18 protein-coding genes and 1 pseudogene are annotated in these 16,954 nt (G+C 69.1%); 17 read left to right on the plus strand and 2 right to left on the minus strand.

The features are described 5' to 3' along the window. The first annotated feature begins 186 nt into the window (after window positions 1–186). Window positions 187–765, plus strand: coding sequence for a hypothetical protein (locus ACFC96_RS23710; protein ID WP_376613993.1), 579 nt, complete (start codon window positions 187–189; stop codon window positions 763–765). Window positions 766–868: 103 nt separating this feature from the next. On the opposite strand, the gene ACFC96_RS23715 is transcribed toward ACFC96_RS23710, so the two are convergent. Beyond that, window positions 869–1,183, minus strand: coding sequence for a ferredoxin (locus ACFC96_RS23715; RefSeq protein WP_340460962.1), 315 nt, complete (start codon window positions 1,181–1,183; stop codon window positions 869–871). Between the two features lie 254 nt (window positions 1,184–1,437). On the opposite strand from ACFC96_RS23715, the gene arc reads away from it, so the two are divergent. The 6 genes and pseudogenes from arc to prcA all read left to right on the plus strand — a co-directional run bounded on the left by arc (window position 1,438) and on the right by prcA (window position 7,240). Beyond that, entirely contained in the window at window positions 1,438–3,204 is a 1,767-nt protein-coding gene (arc, locus tag ACFC96_RS23720; RefSeq protein ID WP_376257199.1) for a proteasome ATPase, read from the plus strand. 278 nt (window positions 3,205–3,482) lie between these two features. Beyond that, window positions 3,483–4,994, plus strand: coding sequence for a depupylase/deamidase Dop (gene dop, locus ACFC96_RS23725; RefSeq protein WP_376257201.1), 1,512 nt, complete (start codon window positions 3,483–3,485; stop codon window positions 4,992–4,994). A gap of 120 nt (window positions 4,995–5,114) precedes the next feature. Next, window positions 5,115–5,333: a ubiquitin-like protein Pup gene (locus ACFC96_RS23730; protein ID WP_011027899.1), complete on the plus strand. Its 219-nt coding sequence runs from the start codon at window positions 5,115–5,117 to the stop codon at window positions 5,331–5,333. A 75-nt stretch (window positions 5,334–5,408) separates the two neighbouring features. Next, window positions 5,409–5,604: pseudogene (locus tag ACFC96_RS23735) on the plus strand (endonuclease domain-containing protein); the annotation flags it as partial. Then, window positions 5,556–6,398 carry a proteasome subunit beta gene (gene prcB, locus ACFC96_RS23740; RefSeq protein ID WP_376257203.1) on the plus strand — a complete coding sequence of 281 codons (843 nt, stop codon included), beginning with the start codon at window positions 5,556–5,558 and terminating at the stop codon, window positions 6,396–6,398. The pseudogene ACFC96_RS23735 and the gene prcB, both read left to right, overlap by 49 nt. Before the next feature lie 83 nt (window positions 6,399–6,481). After that, on the plus strand, window positions 6,482–7,240 hold the full coding sequence (prcA, locus tag ACFC96_RS23745; protein WP_376257205.1) for a proteasome subunit alpha: 759 nt from the start codon (window positions 6,482–6,484) through the stop codon (window positions 7,238–7,240). Window positions 7,241–7,306: 66 nt separating this feature from the next. Here prcA and ACFC96_RS23750 read toward each other — a convergent pair whose 3' ends face one another. Then, window positions 7,307–8,344 carry a LacI family DNA-binding transcriptional regulator gene (locus ACFC96_RS23750; protein WP_376613995.1) on the minus strand — a complete coding sequence of 346 codons (1,038 nt, stop codon included), beginning with the start codon at window positions 8,342–8,344 and terminating at the stop codon, window positions 7,307–7,309. A 123-nt stretch (window positions 8,345–8,467) separates the two neighbouring features. Between ACFC96_RS23750 and ACFC96_RS23755 the strand changes: the two genes are divergently transcribed. The 10 genes from ACFC96_RS23755 (at window position 8,468) to tatC (ending at window position 16,924) form a co-directional block, all read left to right on the plus strand. After that, entirely contained in the window at window positions 8,468–9,727 is a 1,260-nt protein-coding gene (locus tag ACFC96_RS23755; RefSeq protein ID WP_376257209.1) for an MFS transporter, read from the plus strand. A gap of 9 nt (window positions 9,728–9,736) precedes the next feature. After that, the gene (gene pafA / locus ACFC96_RS23760; protein ID WP_030606492.1) at window positions 9,737–11,098 is read left to right on the plus strand and encodes a Pup--protein ligase; all 1,362 of its coding nucleotides are present in this window, start codon (window positions 9,737–9,739) and stop codon (window positions 11,096–11,098) included. Window positions 11,099–11,243: 145 nt separating this feature from the next. Beyond that, the gene (locus ACFC96_RS23765; RefSeq protein WP_376257211.1) at window positions 11,244–12,260 is read left to right on the plus strand and encodes an FKBP-type peptidyl-prolyl cis-trans isomerase; all 1,017 of its coding nucleotides are present in this window, start codon (window positions 11,244–11,246) and stop codon (window positions 12,258–12,260) included. A 59-nt stretch (window positions 12,261–12,319) separates the two neighbouring features. Continuing rightward, window positions 12,320–12,694 (plus strand): FKBP-type peptidyl-prolyl cis-trans isomerase, encoded by a 375-nt coding sequence (locus ACFC96_RS23770; protein WP_376257213.1) that lies wholly within the window; start codon window positions 12,320–12,322, stop codon window positions 12,692–12,694. A gap of 171 nt (window positions 12,695–12,865) precedes the next feature. Then, entirely contained in the window at window positions 12,866–13,819 is a 954-nt protein-coding gene (locus ACFC96_RS23775) for a YafY family protein (protein ID WP_266668610.1), read from the plus strand. Between the two features lie 15 nt (window positions 13,820–13,834). Continuing rightward, window positions 13,835–14,791, plus strand: a complete 957-nt coding sequence (locus ACFC96_RS23780) for a helix-turn-helix transcriptional regulator (RefSeq protein WP_376257214.1) — start codon at window positions 13,835–13,837, stop codon at window positions 14,789–14,791. Window positions 14,792–14,927: 136 nt separating this feature from the next. Then, the gene (locus ACFC96_RS23785) at window positions 14,928–15,173 is read left to right on the plus strand and encodes a hypothetical protein (protein ID WP_376257216.1); all 246 of its coding nucleotides are present in this window, start codon (window positions 14,928–14,930) and stop codon (window positions 15,171–15,173) included. Between the two features lie 9 nt (window positions 15,174–15,182). After that, the gene (locus ACFC96_RS23790) at window positions 15,183–15,380 is read left to right on the plus strand and encodes a hypothetical protein (RefSeq protein ID WP_375997009.1); all 198 of its coding nucleotides are present in this window, start codon (window positions 15,183–15,185) and stop codon (window positions 15,378–15,380) included. Window positions 15,381–15,641: 261 nt separating this feature from the next. Further along, a complete protein-coding gene (tatA, locus tag ACFC96_RS23795) occupies window positions 15,642–15,929 on the plus strand; it encodes a Sec-independent protein translocase subunit TatA (RefSeq protein ID WP_227293751.1) in 288 nt (95 codons plus the stop codon). 50 nt (window positions 15,930–15,979) lie between these two features. Further along, entirely contained in the window at window positions 15,980–16,924 is a 945-nt protein-coding gene (gene tatC / locus ACFC96_RS23800) for a twin-arginine translocase subunit TatC (protein WP_376257218.1), read from the plus strand. The last annotated feature ends 30 nt before the right edge of the window (window positions 16,925–16,954 follow it).

A 16,954-nucleotide genomic window follows, 5' to 3' on the forward strand; every position in this document is an offset into this window, starting at 1 on the left:
GTCGAGTTCCCCGCATGCCGGGGGAACTCGACGGCGGCGCCCGCGCGTTGAGAAGCGGCGCGCACCATACGGCAAGGACACGTGAGGAAGCTGAGAATCAGCGGACCCTGACGTTCCCCCACGGTGTGAGGTATGGCACGATGCTGGCCACCCCCACCGGCACAGCCCTCACAGGAGACACTCCTAGTGCAGCACCCCGCCGTCCCGGAACTGGCGCACTCCACCACCCGCCCCATCCACTGGCTCGCGACCGCCGCGGCCGTATCGGCCGTCGTCGCGGTCTCCTCGTTCCTGCAGCCCGGCGCGGCCACCGCGGCCCAGCCGGCCACCCAGCCCGTCGGCAGCAGAACCGCCGCCGCACCGCCCGACGCGGCTGCCGTCCACTTCCCGCTCGATTGCGGCCCGGCAAAGATCCTCGTGGTGAAGAAGGCCACCGGGGACCTCGACGGTGACGGCAGGCCGGAAACCGTCGCCGTGGTTCGTTGCGACGCCGGCTCCGGCACCCCGCCGAACGGTGTGTACGTCCTCACCCAGCCCCACGAGGCCCATGCCGAGCCGCGCATCGTCGCCACCCTCGTCGACCCGAAGGACCGGCTCACCGCCGACGACGTGGCGGTGCACGACCGGGCCGTCACCGCAACGCTCCTCGGCTACTCCAGCTCAGCCGTCCCCAGTTGCTGCCCCGACACCCAGGACAAGGCCAAGTGGCAGTGGAAGGGTGACGCGTTCGTGCGCTCCACTCCCGCGGAGGCGCGCAGCGTCTGAAGCGCCGCGGCATACGAAAAGGGGCCCTGCCCGCCGGGAACGGCGGCACGGGCCCCTTTCGTCGGCCTCTTCCCGCATCGAGTGACGCACGGAAACCCCGCGGTCACTCCGCGTCAGGGCCGTAGACCTCCACCCTGTCCGAAACGCGACGTACATGAATGCAGTCGCCCGGGCACTCCTTCGCGGAGTCCACGACGTCGTTCAGCAGCGGCAGCGGCACCGGGGTGGTGGCCCCCTGCGCCTGCAGCAGCTCGTCCTCGGGGCCCTTCACATAGGCCAGTCCGTCGATGTCCAGCTCGAAGACCTCCGGCGCGTACTGCACGCAGATCCCGTCGCCGGTGCAGAGGTCCTGGTCGATCCACACCTCAAGGGCGACACCGCTGTCGATGCCGGATCCGGCCTCCTGCTGCACGCTCATATCTCCTGCCGCTTCCTGCCTCGAACCGTCCCGCGTACCAGCAAGTCGGGCCAGCTCCGACGGGTGTTGAACACGTCGACCCTACAACCGGCCGCTTTCCGATGTTGTTGGGTGGGTATTCCCCTGGCGTGAGGGAGAGCGCAAGGGTGAAGATCGGACACACCCCCTTCGTCTTTGTGATCTAGGGGTTTCAATCGACACCCACCCAGGTAGGGTCTGGAAGCGTCCAGCTCCCCTTGGAGGAGGTGAGGACCGTGGCAGCCCACGACGACGACATGAACCGCGGCATCCGCCCGGGAAGAGGGTCCGACGACCCCGCCGGTCAGATTGCCTATCTTGAGCAGGAGATCGCCGTCCTGCGGCGCAAGCTCGCCGACTCTCCGCGCCATACGAGGATTCTCGAAGAGCGGATCGTCGAGCTGCAGACCAACCTGGCCGGCGTGTCCGCACAGAACGAGCGGCTCGCCAACACGCTCAGGGAGGCCCGCGACCAGATCGTGGCCCTCAAGGAGGAAGTCGACCGGCTCGCGCAGCCGCCGGCCGGCTTCGGAGTCTTCCTCACGGCGAACGAGGACGGTACCGCCGACATCTTCACCGGCGGCCGCAAGCTCCGGGTGAACGTCAGCCCCAGCGTGGAGCTCGAAGAGCTCAGGCGCGGCCAGGAACTGATGCTCAACGAAGCGCTCAACGTGGTCGAGGCCATGGAGTACGAGAGCGTCGGCGACATCGTCACCCTCAAGGAGATCCTCGAGGACGGCGAGCGCGCCCTGGTGGTGGGTCACACCGATGAAGAGCGGGTGGTCCGGCTCGCCGAACCGCTCCTCGACATCACCATCCGCCCCGGCGACGCCCTCCTGCTCGAACCCCGATCCGGCTATGTCTACGAAGTCGTACCCAAGAGCGAAGTCGAAGAGCTCGTCCTGGAAGAGGTCCCGGACATCGGCTACGAGCAGATCGGCGGTCTGGGCAACCAGATCGAGCTGATCCGCGACGCGGTCGAGCTCCCCTACCTCTACCCGGACCTGTTCAAGGAGCACGAGCTGCGGCCGCCCAAGGGCGTCCTGCTCTACGGGCCTCCCGGCTGCGGCAAGACCCTGATCGCCAAGGCGGTGGCCAACTCCCTTGCCAAGAAGGTCGCGGAAGTGACCGGACAGGCCACGGGCAAGAGCTTCTTCCTCAACATCAAGGGTCCGGAGCTGCTCAACAAGTACGTCGGCGAGACCGAGCGGCAGATCCGCCTCGTCTTCCAGCGTGCGCGCGAGAAGGCCAGCGAGGGCACGCCCGTCATCGTCTTCTTCGACGAGATGGAGTCCCTCTTCCGCACCCGCGGATCCGGCGTCAGCTCGGACGTGGAGAACACCATCGTCCCCCAGCTGCTCGCCGAGATCGACGGTGTGGAGGGCCTGGAGAACGTGGTCGTGATCGGTGCCTCCAACCGTGAGGACATGATCGACCCCGCGATCCTGCGGCCCGGACGACTCGACGTGAAGATCAAGATCGAGCGCCCGGACGCCGAAGCGGCCAAGGACATCTTCGCCAAGTACCTGACCGCCCGCCTCCCGCTGCACTCCGACGACCTCGGAGAGCACGGCGGCGACCGCGCCAGCACGGTCCACGGGATGATCCAGACGGCCGTGGAGCAGATGTACGCGGAAAGCGAGGAGAACCGCTTCCTCGAGGTCACGTACGCCAACGGCGACAAGGAAGTCCTGTACTTCAAGGACTTCAACTCGGGCGCCATGATCGAGAACATCGTCGGACGCGCCAAGAAGGCCGCCATCAAGGCCTTCCTCGAACACGACCAGAAGGGTCTCAGGGTCTCCCACCTCCTCCAGGCCTGTGTGGACGAGTTCAAGGAGAACGAGGACCTGCCGAACACCACCAACCCGGACGACTGGGCTCGCATCTCCGGTAAGAAGGGCGAACGGATCGTTTACATCCGTACGCTCGTCACCGGAAAGCAGGGCGCGGACACCGGACGCTCCATCGACACGGTGGCGAACACCGGGCAGTACCTGTAAAAGGCAGGGCGGCTGCGGGTGCCTCTACCGGGTACCCGCAGCCGACTGTTTTCCAGGCAACAATTGCGGCCGACATTCCGGTTTCCCGGCAACGGCCGGCCGGCAGTCTCAGCAACAGCAATGACGGTAATGATCTCCCCACCAGCGCATAGGCGTTCTAGGCTCTTCGGTACCGCCGAGTCGCGCAGCGCGGGGACGGGCACCGCACGCGCACCGGAGAACCAGCGGTACTTGAGCGCCGCCCCCGAACGGGGGCGCCGCCGGGCAAGGAGGGCCGCATGACCGTACGGCGAGTAATGGGCATCGAGACGGAGTACGGGATCTCCGTCCCCGGCCACCCGAACGCCAATGCCATGCTCACCTCGTCCCAGATCGTCAACGCCTACGCGGCGGCGATGCACCGGGCGCGCCGCGCCCGCTGGGACTTCGAGGAGGAGAATCCGCTGCGGGACGCGCGAGGCTTCGACCTCGCCCGGGAGGTCGCCGACTCCAGCCAGCTCACCGACGAGGACATCGGCCTGGCCAACGTCATCCTCACCAACGGTGCCCGCCTGTACGTCGACCACGCACACCCCGAATACAGCGCTCCCGAGGTCACCAACCCGCGGGACGCCGTCCTGTGGGACAAGGCCGGCGAGCGCATCATGGCCGAGGCCGCCGAGCGCGCCGCCCAGCTTCCCGGGGCCCAGCCGATCCACCTCTACAAGAACAACACCGACAACAAGGGCGCCTCCTACGGCACGCACGAGAACTACCTGATGAAGAGGGAGACCCCCTTCTCGGACATCGTGCGCCACCTGACGCCCTTCTTCGTCTCCCGCCAGGTCGTCACCGGCGCCGGCCGCGTCGGTATCGGCCAGGACGGCCATGAGCACGGCTTCCAGCTCAGCCAGCGCGCGGACTACTTCGAGGTCGAGGTCGGCCTCGAGACGACCCTCAAGCGCCCCATCATCAACACCAGGGACGAGCCGCACGCGGACGCGGAGAAGTACCGCCGCCTGCACGTGATCATCGGCGACGCGAACCTCTCCGAGATCTCGACCTATCTCAAGCTGGGCACCACGGCCCTGGTCCTCTCCATGATCGAGGACGGCTTCATCGCCGTCGACCTGGCCGTCGACCAGCCCGTGCGCACCCTCCACCAGGTCTCGCACGATCCCGGCCTGCAACACCTGGTCACCCTCCGCAGCGGCCGCACGCTCACCGCGGTGCAGCTCCAGATGGAGTACTTCGAGCTCGCCAGGAAGTACGTCGAGGAGCGCTACGGGGCGGACGCCGACGAGCAGACCAAGGACGTCCTGTCCCGCTGGGAGGACGTGCTCGGCCGCCTGGAGAGCGATCCGATGAGCCTGGCCGGAGAGCTCGACTGGGTCGCGAAGCGGCAGCTCATGGAGGGCTACCGCCGCCGCGACAACCTCGACTGGGACGCCGCGCGGCTCCATCTCGTCGACCTCCAGTACGCCGACGTGAGGGCCGAGAAGGGCCTGTACAACCGTCTGGTGGCCCGCGGCAGGATGAAGCGGCTCCTGGACGAGTCGGACGTCGAGAGGGCCCGTACGAAGCCTCCGGAGGACACCCGGGCGTACTTCCGCGGGCGCTGCCTGGAGCAGTACGCGGACGACGTCGCCGCGGCCTCCTGGGACTCGGTGATCTTCGATCTGCCCGGCCGTGACTCTCTGCAGCGGGTCCCGACCCTCGAACCCCTTCGCGGAACGCGTAATCACGTGAAGGAGCTGCTCGACCGGTGCCGCACGGCCGAAGATCTGGTCCGGGTGCTGTCCGGAGGCTGAAAAGCCGGCGGCAGGGGAATCACAGAGGTGGGCCTCGCACGTTGGACGAAGTGCGAGGCCGATGTCGGACCCGGCTTGTAGGGTCTGATCAAGAACGTCGAACCGAGCGGGGTGAGGTAGATGGCGACCAAGGACACCGGCGGCGGACAGCAGAAGGCGACGCGTTCCACCGAGGAGGTCGAGGAGCAGGCGCAGGACGCGCAGGCTTCCGAGGACCTCAAGGAACGCCAGGAGAAGCTGAGCGACGACGTGGACTCCGTGCTGGACGAGATCGACGACGTCCTCGAGGAGAACGCCGAGGACTTCGTGCGGAGCTTCGTTCAAAAGGGCGGCGAGTAGCTCGTTCCACCTTTGAACCGAAGGTGGCGTGGCCGGGGTGCCGGGGGCGGGTTGGTCGTCGACCGAAGCCGTTCCAAGCACCCGGCCACGGATGTGGATCACCGCTGTTCCGCGGGTAGGGTCCCTGACGTACTGTGCTTCAACTGCAATTCGGCCATCGGCAAGTTGGGACATGCGTCCCGACGTCGTCCGTCGCGCCGCCGCCTACGTGGAAGGAATCGCGTGGAAGCCAACACTCGTAGCACCGGGCGTCTACCAGCAGCCTTCCTGACGCCTGGATCCTCGTCCTTCGTGGACTTCCTGTCCGTGCATCAGCCGGAGATCCTGCCCGGGAACCGCGCGTTGCCGGTGAAGGGTGCGATCGAGGCGCCGCACGGCACGACGATCGTGTCCGTGACGTTCCCCGGCGGTGTGGTCCTCGCCGGTGACCGCCGGGCCACGATGGGCAACATGATCGCTCAGCGCGACATCGAGAAGGTCTTCCCGGCGGACGAGTACTCGGCGGTGGGCATCGCCGGTACGGCCGGTCTGGCCGTGGAGATGGTGAAGCTCTTCCAGCTGGAGCTGGAGCACTTCGAGAAGGTGGAAGGCGCCCAGCTGTCGCTGGAGGGCAAGGCGAACCGGCTCTCGACCATGATCCGGTCGAACCTCGGCATGGCCATGCAGGGCCTGGCCGTGGTGCCGCTGTTCGCGGGGTACGACGTGGACCGCGGCAAGGGCCGCATCTTCTCGTACGACGTCACGGGCGGGCGGAGCGAGGAGCACGGGTACGCGGCGACCGGTTCCGGGTCGATCTTCGCGCGCGGGGCGATGAAGAAGCTCTTCCGCGACGATCTGACGGAGGAGGAGGCCACGACGCTCGTCGTGCAGGCCCTGTACGACGCGGCGGACGACGACTCGGCGACCGGTGGTCCCGACGTGGCGCGCCGGATCTACCCGATCGTCACCGTGATCACGGACGACGGGTTCCGCAGGCTCACAGACGAGGAGGGTGCGCAGATCGCCCGTTCCATCCTCGAGCGCCGGCTCGAGCAGCCCGACGGCCCGCGGGCCGCGCTTCTCTGACCGGTCCGCATCCGTCATGCCCGAAGCGCCATTCGCCCGAGACTTGAGTCACTGAGTCACTGACAGAAAGGGACGGACAGCCGGTGTCGACGCCGTTCTATGTCTCACCCCAGCAGGCCATGGCCGACCGGGCGGAATACGCCCGCAAGGGCATCGCCCGCGGTCGCAGCCTGGTTGTGCTGCAGTATGCCGATGGCATCGTGTTCGTCGGCGAGAACCCGTCCCGTGCGCTGCACAAGTTCAGCGAGATCTACGACCGGATCGGCTTCGCCGCCGCCGGCAAGTACAACGAGTACGAGAACCTGCGGATCGGCGGTGTGCGCTACGCCGACCTGCGTGGTTACACCTACGACCGCGACGATGTGACGGCGCGTGGCCTGGCGAACGTGTACGCGCAGACGCTGGGCACGATCTTCTCGAGCGCGGCCGAGAAGCCGTACGAGGTGGAGCTGGTGGTCGCGGAGGTCGGCGAGACCCCTGACGGTGACCAGATCTACCGCCTTCCGCACGACGGCTCGATCGTCGACGAGCACGGCTCGGTCGCGGTCGGGGGAAACGCGGAGCAGATCAGCACCTATCTGGATCAGCGTCACCGTGACGGGATGACCCTGGCGGAGGCTCTGAAGCTGGCGGTGCAGGCGCTGTCGCGGGACACCAACGGCAGTGAGCGGGAGATCCCCGCGGAGCGGCTCGAGGTGGCGGTCCTCGACCGCACGCGCCCGCAGCAGCGCAAGTTCAAGCGCATCGTGGGGCCGCAGTTGTCACGGCTGCTCGAGGCCGGTGCGGCGACGTCCGCCGAGCCGGTGAAGAGCAGTGACGCGGAGTCCGACGACGAGGAGTGAGCCGGGTTTCCCCCGGAGGTGAACGGCGCCCCGACCGTGCGAGCGGTCGGGGCGCCGTTCGTCGTGTCAGCCCGGGGGTGCGGCCGTGGAGCCGCGGACGACCAACTCGACGGGGAGCGCGGTGGTCTGCGGGGTGCGGCCGTCCAGGACGGCGAGGAGCGCGGCCATGCCCCGCTCGCCGAAGAGCTCCGCGGGCAGCCGCACGGTGGTGAGTTCGGGCTCGACGGCGGTGGCGAGCGAGAGGTCGTCGAAGCCGGTGACGGACAGGTCGTCGGGGATGCGCAGGCCCAGTCTGCGGGCGGCCTTGTAGGCGCCGGTGGCGAGTTTGTCGTCGTCGCAGACGATCGCGGTGGGGCGGGGTCCCGGGGCGGCGAGCGCGGCCTGCGCGGCGGCGCGGGCGGCCTCGACCGTCAGGGCTGAGCGAACGGTGCTCACGTGGGTTCCGGGGACGCGGGCCGTGCGGCCGGCGAGTTCGTGGGCCCGTACGTCGAAGGTCCAGGAGGGCACGGCCGAGGCGAGGTGCAGGAACCGGCGGTGGCCGAGGGCGAGCAGATGGTCCGTCACCTGGAGCATCCCGTCGGCGATGTCGAGGTTGACGGTGGCCGCGCCGCCGGTGCCCGCCGTGTCGTCGGGGTCGCTGTCGAGCATCACGAGGGGGAGTCCGCCGCCGCGGATGGCCGTGACGGCGTCGGAGGCCATGGAGGAGGCGAGGACGCCGTCGAGGGCGGCGCGTGCGGAGTCGAAGGGGTCGCGCGCGGGGCCGATGCCTTCGGGGGAGGGGTAGAGCACGACGCCGAAGCCGTGCTCCGCGGCGACGCGGGCGGCGCCGGTGTAGACGCCGGCGAAAAACTCGTTGGTGAGGGCGGGGACGACGAGCAGGGCCGTGCGGGTGCGGCCGAGGCGCAGGTTGCGGGCGGCGAGGTTGGGCCGGTAGCCGAGGTCGCGGGCGGCGGCGCGGACGCGTTCGGCGGTGGCTTCGGCGACGCGGCCGCGCCATTTGTCGCCGAGTACGAGAGAGACGGCGGCCTGGGAGACTCCGGCGGCGCGGGCGACGTCGCGGCTCGTGGGGCGCGCGGGGGCCGTCTCGTCTGACCCGGTCGTCACTCATGCCTCCGTGGGGTGTGGGCGGAGCCTTCGGGTGGACCCGTGGCCTGCGGACATGGTACGTATGACGCTCGAAGTTATACGTAAAACCCAGGGCGCCTCGGGGCGGTGAGAGGGCGGGCGATGGCCGCGGGATATGCGGAGATCCTCAAGGCGCGGCACGCGGCGCGGCTGCTGGCGGGCACCTTGGTGGGGCGGCTTCCGAACGCGACGGCCGCCATCGCGATCGTGCTGTTCGTGCGCGCCGGGGGCGGCACGTACAGCCTGGCCGGGGCGCTCGCCGCGGTGTACGGCGTCGCCAACGCGGTGGGGCAGCCCCTGCTCGGCCGGCTCGTGGACCTGCGGGGACAGCCGCGCGTGCAACTCCCGGCAGCGCTGGCGTCGGCCCTGGCCATGACCGTCTTCGCCTTCGCCGGGACCGGGTCACCGGCGCTCGCGTACCTCGCCGTGGGCGCGGCCGGCCTGTTCACACCGCCCCTGGAGGGCGGGCTGCGCGCACTGTGGCCGAACGTGCTGCCGCGCGAGGACCAGGTGCACACCGCGTACGCCATGGACGCGGTGGCACAGGAAGTCATGTTCACCGTCGGTCCGTTGCTCGTCACCGTGTGCGTCTCGCTGTGGTCGGCGCAGGCCGCGCTCGTTGTCCTGAACGTCGTCGGCGTGCTCGGCGCGCTGTCGGTGGTGGTGTCGCAGCCCTCGCGCGCGTGGCGCTCGGCGCCGCGTGAGGCGCACTGGCTGGGCGCCCTGCGCTCGCCCGGACTCCTCGCGCTCCTCGGGGCGTTCCTGTTCATCGGGACGGCGCTGGGCTCGATCACGGTGGCGGGCGTCTCGTACGCGGACGGACACGGCGGCGACGTGACGTACGGCTGGCTGATGGCGGCGCTCGGGCTCGGCGCGCTGGCGGGCGGCTCGGTCTACGGGGCGCGGCAGTGGGCCGGCGTCCCCGAGCGGCGGCTGCGGTGGCTGGTGGCCCTGCTGGCCCTCTTCTACGTGCCGTTGGTGCTGATGCCGGGCGTCGTGGCCATGACGGCCCTGACGGCGCTCGCGGGGGTGTTCCTCGCCCCGTCGATCGCCTGCGCGTTCATCATCGTCGACCGGCATGCGCCCCGGGGCACGGTGACGGAGGCGTTCTCGTGGCTCGTGACGACGTTCACGGTGGGCACGTCGATCGGAACCGCCGCCGCCGGACCGGTCGTCGAGTGGGGCGGCACGGTGTGGGGCTTCGCCGTTCCCGGAGCTGCGGGCGTGGCCGCGCTGCTGGTCCTCCTCGCCACCGGGCGGGTCCTCGCAGCTCCCCGTAACGCCGGGCGTGTCGCGAGCTCATCGGAAAATGATCGAAACGGTGCTGTCGAACCCGGTTTCAGTACAGGGCATCAGGCGTAATGTTCACTCATGGACCGCCGCATTTTCGGGCTGGAGAACGAGTACGGCGTCACATGTACGTTTAGGGGACAGCGCCGCCTGTCTCCTGACGAGGTGGCGCGGTACCTCTTCCGCCGTGTCGTGTCATGGGGCCGCAGCAGCAATGTCTTTCTGCGGAACGGCGCCCGCCTCTATCTCGATGTCGGGTCGCATCCGGAATATGCAACTCCCGAATGTGACAACGTGACCGAGTTGGTCACGCACGACAAAGCGGGCGAGCGCATTCTGGAAGGCCTGCTCGTCGACGCCGAACGCCGCCTGCACGAGGAGGGAATCGCGGGCGACGTCTATCTCTTCAAGAACAACACGGACTCGGCGGGAAACTCCTACGGCTGCCACGAGAACTATCTGGTGGCCCGTCACGGGGAGTTCTCGCGACTCGCGGACATCCTCATTCCGTTCCTGGTCACACGGCAACTGCTGTGTGGCGCGGGCAAGGTGCTGCAGACTCCGCGCGGCGCCGTGTACTGCGTGAGCCAGCGTGCCGAGCACATCTGGGAGGGCGTGTCCTCCGCGACCACGCGTTCCCGCCCCATCATCAACACCCGCGACGAACCGCACGCGGACGCCGAGCGCTACCGGCGCCTGCACGTCATCGTCGGCGACTCGAACATGTCCGAGACGACGATGCTCCTCAAGGTGGGCGCCACCGACCTCGTGCTCCGCATGATCGAGGCCGGCACGGTCATGCGTGACCTCACCCTGGAGAACCCGATCCGGGCCATCCGCGAGGTCAGCCACGACATCACCGGCCGGCGCAAGGTGCGTCTGGCCAGCGGCCGCGAGGCATCCGCCCTCGAGGTGCAGCGCGAGTACTACGAGAAGGCCGTGGACTTCTGCGAGCGCCGCGGGATCCGCACCGGCACCGTCGAGCAGGTCCTCGAACTGTGGGGCCGCGTTCTCGACTCGATCGAGGCCGAGGACCTCGACCGGATCGGCACCGAGATCGACTGGGTGATGAAGTACAAGCTCATCGAGCGGTACCGGGCCAAGCACAACATGACCATGTCGCATCCGCGGGTCGCGCAGATAGACCTCGCGTATCACGACATCCACCGCCGCAGGGGCCTCTACTACCTTCTGGAGAGGAAGGGGCAGGCGGCCCGCATCTGCAACGATCTCAAGATCTTCGAGGGCAAGTCGGTGCCGCCGCAGACGACGCGCGCGCGGCTGCGGGGCGACTTCATCCGCAGGGCCCAGGAACAGCGCCGTGACTTCACGGTCGACTGGGTGCACCTGAAGCTGAACGACCAGGCGCAGCGGACGGTGCTGTGCAAGGACCCCTTCCGGTCGGTGGACGACAGGGTGGAGAAGCTGATCGCCGGAATGTAGGACGGCCGGCCCACCAACGGCCCAGGGCCCCGTACGTGATCTACGTACGGGGCCCTTTGCCGCGTGTGAGGTACCCCGGGTATGTGACGTGAGGGCCTACAGTGGCTGGAACGTACTCACGTAACCCCGCAACCTGAGGATCACTGTGCGACGCCGACTTGCTGCTCTGCTCATCGTCCCGGCTCTGGCGCTGACCGCGACGGCGTGCGGGGGTGATGACAACAAGAAGAGCGACACGGACAAGGCGGATTCGGCGTCCTCCTCGCCCCAGGCCGAGGCGGCCGCGCCCAAGCCCGTCGACTCGGCTTCGCCCATGCCGCAGATCAGCGGCGCCCTCGGCAAGCAGGCGAAGATCACCGTGCCGAAGGCCGAGCCGAGCGGCAAGTTCGTGGTGCACACGCTGTCGCAGGGTGACGGCGCCGTGGTCAAGAAGGACGACCTGGTGTCGATGAACTTCACCGGCAAGGTCTGGAAGAGCGGCAAGGACCTCGGCAGCTCCTACCAGCAGGGCGGCAGCCCGCAGATGATCACTGCGGGTTCGAAGTCGGTCATCCCGGCGTTCGCGGACGCGCTGGTCGGCCAGAAGGAGGGCAGCCGTGTCCTCGTCGTGGCGCCGCCCGCCGCCGGCTTCGGCAGCCAGGGCAACCAGCAGGCCGGCGTCACCGGCACCGACACGCTGGTCTTCGCCATCGACGTCGGCAAGGTCACCCCGAAGATGGCGACCGGCACGCAGGCGTCCATCCCGTCGAACCTGCCGCAGATCAAGGCCGACAAGCCCGAGCCCGCGACGATCTCCGTGCCCAAGAACGACCCGCCGAAGAAGCTGGTCGACCAGGTCCTGATCCAGGGCAAGGGCGCCGAGGTCAAGAGCGGCAAGACGGTCACCATGCAGTACAGCGGTGCCGCCTGGAAGATCAACGAGGGCAAGCCGAAGGCCACGCTCTTCGACTCCTCGTGGACCGCCGGCCAGCCCTTCTCCACGATCATCGGCCAGGGCCAGGTCATCCCGGGCTGGGACAAGGGTCTCGTCGGCAAGCACGTGGGCGACCGCGTCCTGCTCGTGATCCCGGCCGACCAGGCGTACGGGAAGCAGGCCAAGGGCGACACGCTCCCGGCCAACTCGACGCTCGTGTTCGTCGTCGACATCCTGGCCACGTCCTGACCCTGCGGGATGCAAGACTGTCCGGGTTGCCCAACCGTTTATCAGCAGGAGCAAGAGACGTGAGCATCGAGAAGCCCGAGATCGACTTCCCCGAGGGCCAGCCGCCGGCTGACCTGGAGATCAAGGAGATCTGGGAGGGCGACGGCGCCGTCGCCAAGCCCGGCGACTACGTCAAGGTCCACTACGTGGGCGTGGCCTTCTCCACCGGCGAGGAGTTCGACGCCTCCTGGAACCGCGGCAACCCGCTGGAGTTCCAGCTCGGCGCCGGCCAGGTCATCACCGGCTGGGACAAGGGCATCCAGGGCATGAAGGTCGGCGGCCGCCGTCGGCTGACCATCCCCGCCCACCTCGCCTACGGCGACCGTGGTGCCGGTGGCGGCGTGATCGCCCCCGGCGAGACGCTGATCTTCGTCTGCGACCTGGTCGCGGTCTGATCGTCACCGACGCGGTCACGGTCTGATCAGGCTGTCACCACAAGCGGTCAACCGAAGGCCCATGCCTCCTGGCATGGGCCTTCGGCTTTTGCCACGACACTCCGGAGCGGTACGGTCGACGTTCGGATGGGGGAGAGCCCAGGGCTCTCGAAGAGAGGACGTAGGGCGTCGATGGCCATTGCGAAGGCCGAGCGGCTGATGAATCTGGCGCTGTGTCTGCTCGGGACGGGACGCCCGCTCAGCAAGCGTGAGCTGCGCGGTTCCATCGAGGCCTACCTGGAAGCCAATTCCGACGACAGCTTCAACCGGATGTTCGAGCGCGACAAGGACGACCTGCGCGAGCTGGGGCTGGTCATCGCCACCGTGGAGAGCCTCGACGGGGAGATCGGCTATCTCGCCCGCCGCGACAGCAACCGGCTGCCGCCCGTCACCCTCGACGCCGAGGAGGCCGCCGCGCTCGGCCTCGCCGCGAAGGTCTGGCAGCAGGCCCGCCTCGCCGGCGCCGCCAGCGGAGCCCTGCAGAAGCTGCGGGCCGCGGGACTCCCCGAGGACGTCGACCCGTACGAGGCGCATTCGGCCCTCGAACCCCGTATCCCCGCGCACGAGGCGTCCTTCGAACCCCTGATGCTGGCCTGCCGCGACCGGCGCCCCGTCGTCTTCGACTACCGCAAGGCCACCGCCGCGCGGCCCGAGCAGCGGCATGTCGAGCCGTGGGCGCTGGAGTGCTGGCGCGGTCACTGGTATCTCGCCGGCTGGGACCGTGACCGTGGCGCCGAGCGCGTCTTCCGGCTCTCCCGCATCACCGGCAAGGTCCGTTCGCGGGCCGGCCGCTTCACCGCCGACGTGCCCGACGTCGTGACCGTCCGCGAGACCGTCGCGAGCTGGGCCGGGGAGACCGCCGACCGCACGGCCCTCATCAGGCTGCGCACCGGCTCCGGCTATCCGCTGCGCGCCAAGGCCTCCGCCGTACGCGACCTCGGCGACGGCTGGGACGAACTGGAGATTCCTTACGGGCACGGGCTCGATGCCTGGCTGGTCGAGTTCGGGCCCGACGTGGTCGTGCTCGAACCCGCCGAGCTGCGGGCCGAGGTCGTCGACCGGCTGCGTGCCGTGGCCAAGGGCTGAGGGGAACGAGGACCAATGGCCACGAACGCCATCGACCAGACCCGGCGGATGCTGTCCCTCGTGACGTATCTGCGGGAACGCCCGGGAGCGCGCGTCGAGGACGTCGCCCGCGCGTTCGGGATCACCGAGGACGAGCTGATCTCGGACCTCGACATCCTGCCGTTGTGCGGGACGAGCTTTCGTGGGGGCGACCTCCTCGACATCGACACGGACGGCGACCGCATCTGGTGGCACAACCCGGACGACGTCGCCGCGCCGCTGCGGCTCGCCGCCGACGAGGCGACGGCGTTGCTCGTCGCCGCCCGTGCCGTGTCCACGCTGCCCGGCCTCAGGGAGAGCGACCGGCTCGCGCTCCTGCGGGCCACCGCGAAGCTGGAGGCCGCGGCCGGCGAGGCGGCCGGCGCGAGCGCCCGGCTCTCGGTGACCTTCGAGTCCGAGGGCGGCGTCTTCGCCGACGTCGACCGGGCGATCTCGGAGCGGCGCCGGCTGTGGATCCGCTACTACTCCCCGGCCCGCGACGAGCTCACCGAGCGGGAGATCGACCCCATTCGCCTGGTGAGTGTCGGCCACACCTACGTGGAGGCCTGGTGCCGGCGCTCCGAGGCGCGGCGCACCTTCCGCCTCGACCGGGTCGCCGAGATCCGGATCCTGGACGAGCCGTCCGCGCCGCCGGAGATCGAACTGCGAGACCTGTCCGAGGGGCTCGTGCAGCCCGCGGCCGAGGACCCCGAGGTCGTGGTCGAGGTCGGTCCCGGCGGACGCTGGGTCGCGGAGTACTACCCGCACGACAGCGCCGAGGAGTTGGCGGACGGCGGCCTGCGGATCACGCTGCGCACGCCGGACCCCTCGTCGCTGCGGCGGCTCGCGCTCCGGCTCGGCCGCGACGGGCGTATCGTCTCGCCGCTCGGGCTCGCCGCGAGTGCGCGGCAGGCTGCCGCGGACGCGCTGGCCGCGTACGACGGGCAGGGGTAGGGCCGTTGGCCGCGGGCGGGTCGTGACGACCCCCACATGCGCGGCCGGGGTGAGCAGGGTGGGCGTGCCGTTGACCGCGGTGCGGCCCGGGGGCGCCAGAAGTTCGGGAAGTTCTGAAAAGTCTGGGATGGTCGAAATGGGTGGATTGTCCGCGATGGTGGGTCCGGTGCTCTTCAAGGCCGCCTGCCCCGAGTGCCGTGAGCGGTTCGAACTCTCCGCGGGCGCCCTGCGCCTGGCCATAGGCGCCACCCGCCGCACCACGTTCTACTCGTTCACCTGCCCCGAGTGCGGCGCCGCCGTACGCAAGCCGGCCGGGGAGCGCATCATCGAACTCCTCACCGGCGGAGGGGTGAGCACGCTCCGCCTCCACCAGACCGTCTAGGCTCGGCCCATGTTCTGGGCGATGCTGGCGATTGCTGTGGGGTTCGTGGGACTCGCCGTGCTCGGCGTGCTCGCGGTCAAGGTCTTTGTCGAGGCGCAGCGCCTCGGGCGCCAAGTCGCCGACACCACACAGCAGATCAACCGCGCGGCGGAGGATCTGGAGCGGGCGGCGACCGGCACGGCCCGCACGAGCCGCGAGCTTCTCTGATCGCGGGACCCGTCGAATGTGACGGGGGAGACATGCTGGTAAGCGCTTTACCCCGCTGCCCTGTCGGGTTGCGGGGCCGGGCGGGTACGCTGCGAGGCGCGGCCCGTCGAGCGAGGCGCGGACCGCAACTGGGAGTACGCAGAGGGATTGCCCCCTGTTCACCCCTGCGGGATACGATCGCTGCCAGCACGGTGGTCGGACACCAGTCCGATCTGTACCGGCAGCCCCGCCCCTGCCGCCTCGGTGAGAAGGTAAACGCTTATGTTCGGAAAGATCGGCGCCCCCGAGATCATTCTGATCCTCGTCGTCATCGTCCTGCTGTTCGGCGCGAAGAAGCTTCCCGACATGGCGCGCTCGCTGGGCAAGTCGGCCCGCATTCTCAAGAGCGAGGCCAAGGCCATGAAGTCCGACGGTCAGCAGACCGCGCCGGCCGACCCGCCGCAGCACGACGGGCAGACCCCGGCGCAGCGCACGATCAAGGCCGCCCCCGGTGACGTGACAGGCGGCCGCCCGGTCACCGAGCCGACCGACCAGACTTCGCAGCGCTGATCCCGGGCCGCCCCGCGAAGGCGGCCTGTCGCACGAGATGAGGACGTGGGTTGCTCAAGTCTGCCCGCAAGACGGAGAAGGATCCCGAGGGGCGGATGCCGCTCGCGGAACACCTGCGTGAGCTACGCAACCGGCTCGCGAAGGCCCTGCTGGCCATCGTCGTCGTCACGATCGTCGCCGCCTTCTTCTACAAGGACATCATCGAGTTCTTCACCAATCCGGTGCTCGACTCGGTGGGCTGCAAGTCGAGCTTCGCCGAGCTCGCCGCGCAGGCGAACAAGGGACAGCACGACGAGACGTGCGCGCGGATCGTGCTCAACGGTCTGCTGACGCCGTTCACGCTCGCGCTGAAGATCTCGCTGATGGCGGGCGTCGTGCTCGCGTCGCCGGTCTGGCTCTACCAGCTGTGGGGCTTCGTCGCGCCCGGCCTGCACAAGCACGAGAAGAAGTACGCGACCGCTTTCGTCGCCACCGGCTTCCCGCTGTTCCTGTGCGGCGCCTTCTTCGCGTACAAGACCCTCCCCACGATGGCGAGGGTGCTGCTCGACTTCTCACCGGGCGGTGTCGACAACCAGCTGCCGTTGGACGATCTCCTGGACCTGATCACGCGCATGGTGGTCGTGTTCGGGCTCTCCTTCGAGCTGCCGCTGCTCCTCGTGATGCTCAACCTCACCGGGGTGCTCACGGGCAAGCGGATGATCGGGTGGTGGCGCGCCATGATCATGGGCATCACGGTCTTCGCGGCCGTGGCCACGCCCAGCACCGACCCGCTGAGCATGCTGGCGCTCGCCGGACCCATCTGGGTCCTGTACTTCGCGGCCGCCGGTTTCTCCCTGCTCAACGACCGCCGCAAGGCCAGGGACCGCGAGGACCTGGACGACGACGAGGCCTCCCACCTGGACCTCACGCCCGAGCCCGTCTCGGCCGCCGGCGGGCTGCCCGAGCAGGCGAGCTCGGACCATGACCGGGTCAACGGTTATGACGACGTGACCTGACAGGGCGGCACGATCTTGTAAGGTCCGCCC

The sequence above is a fragment of the Streptomyces sp. NPDC055955 genome (assembly GCF_042270245.1).
GTDB lineage: Bacteria > Actinomycetota > Actinomycetes > Streptomycetales > Streptomycetaceae > Streptomyces.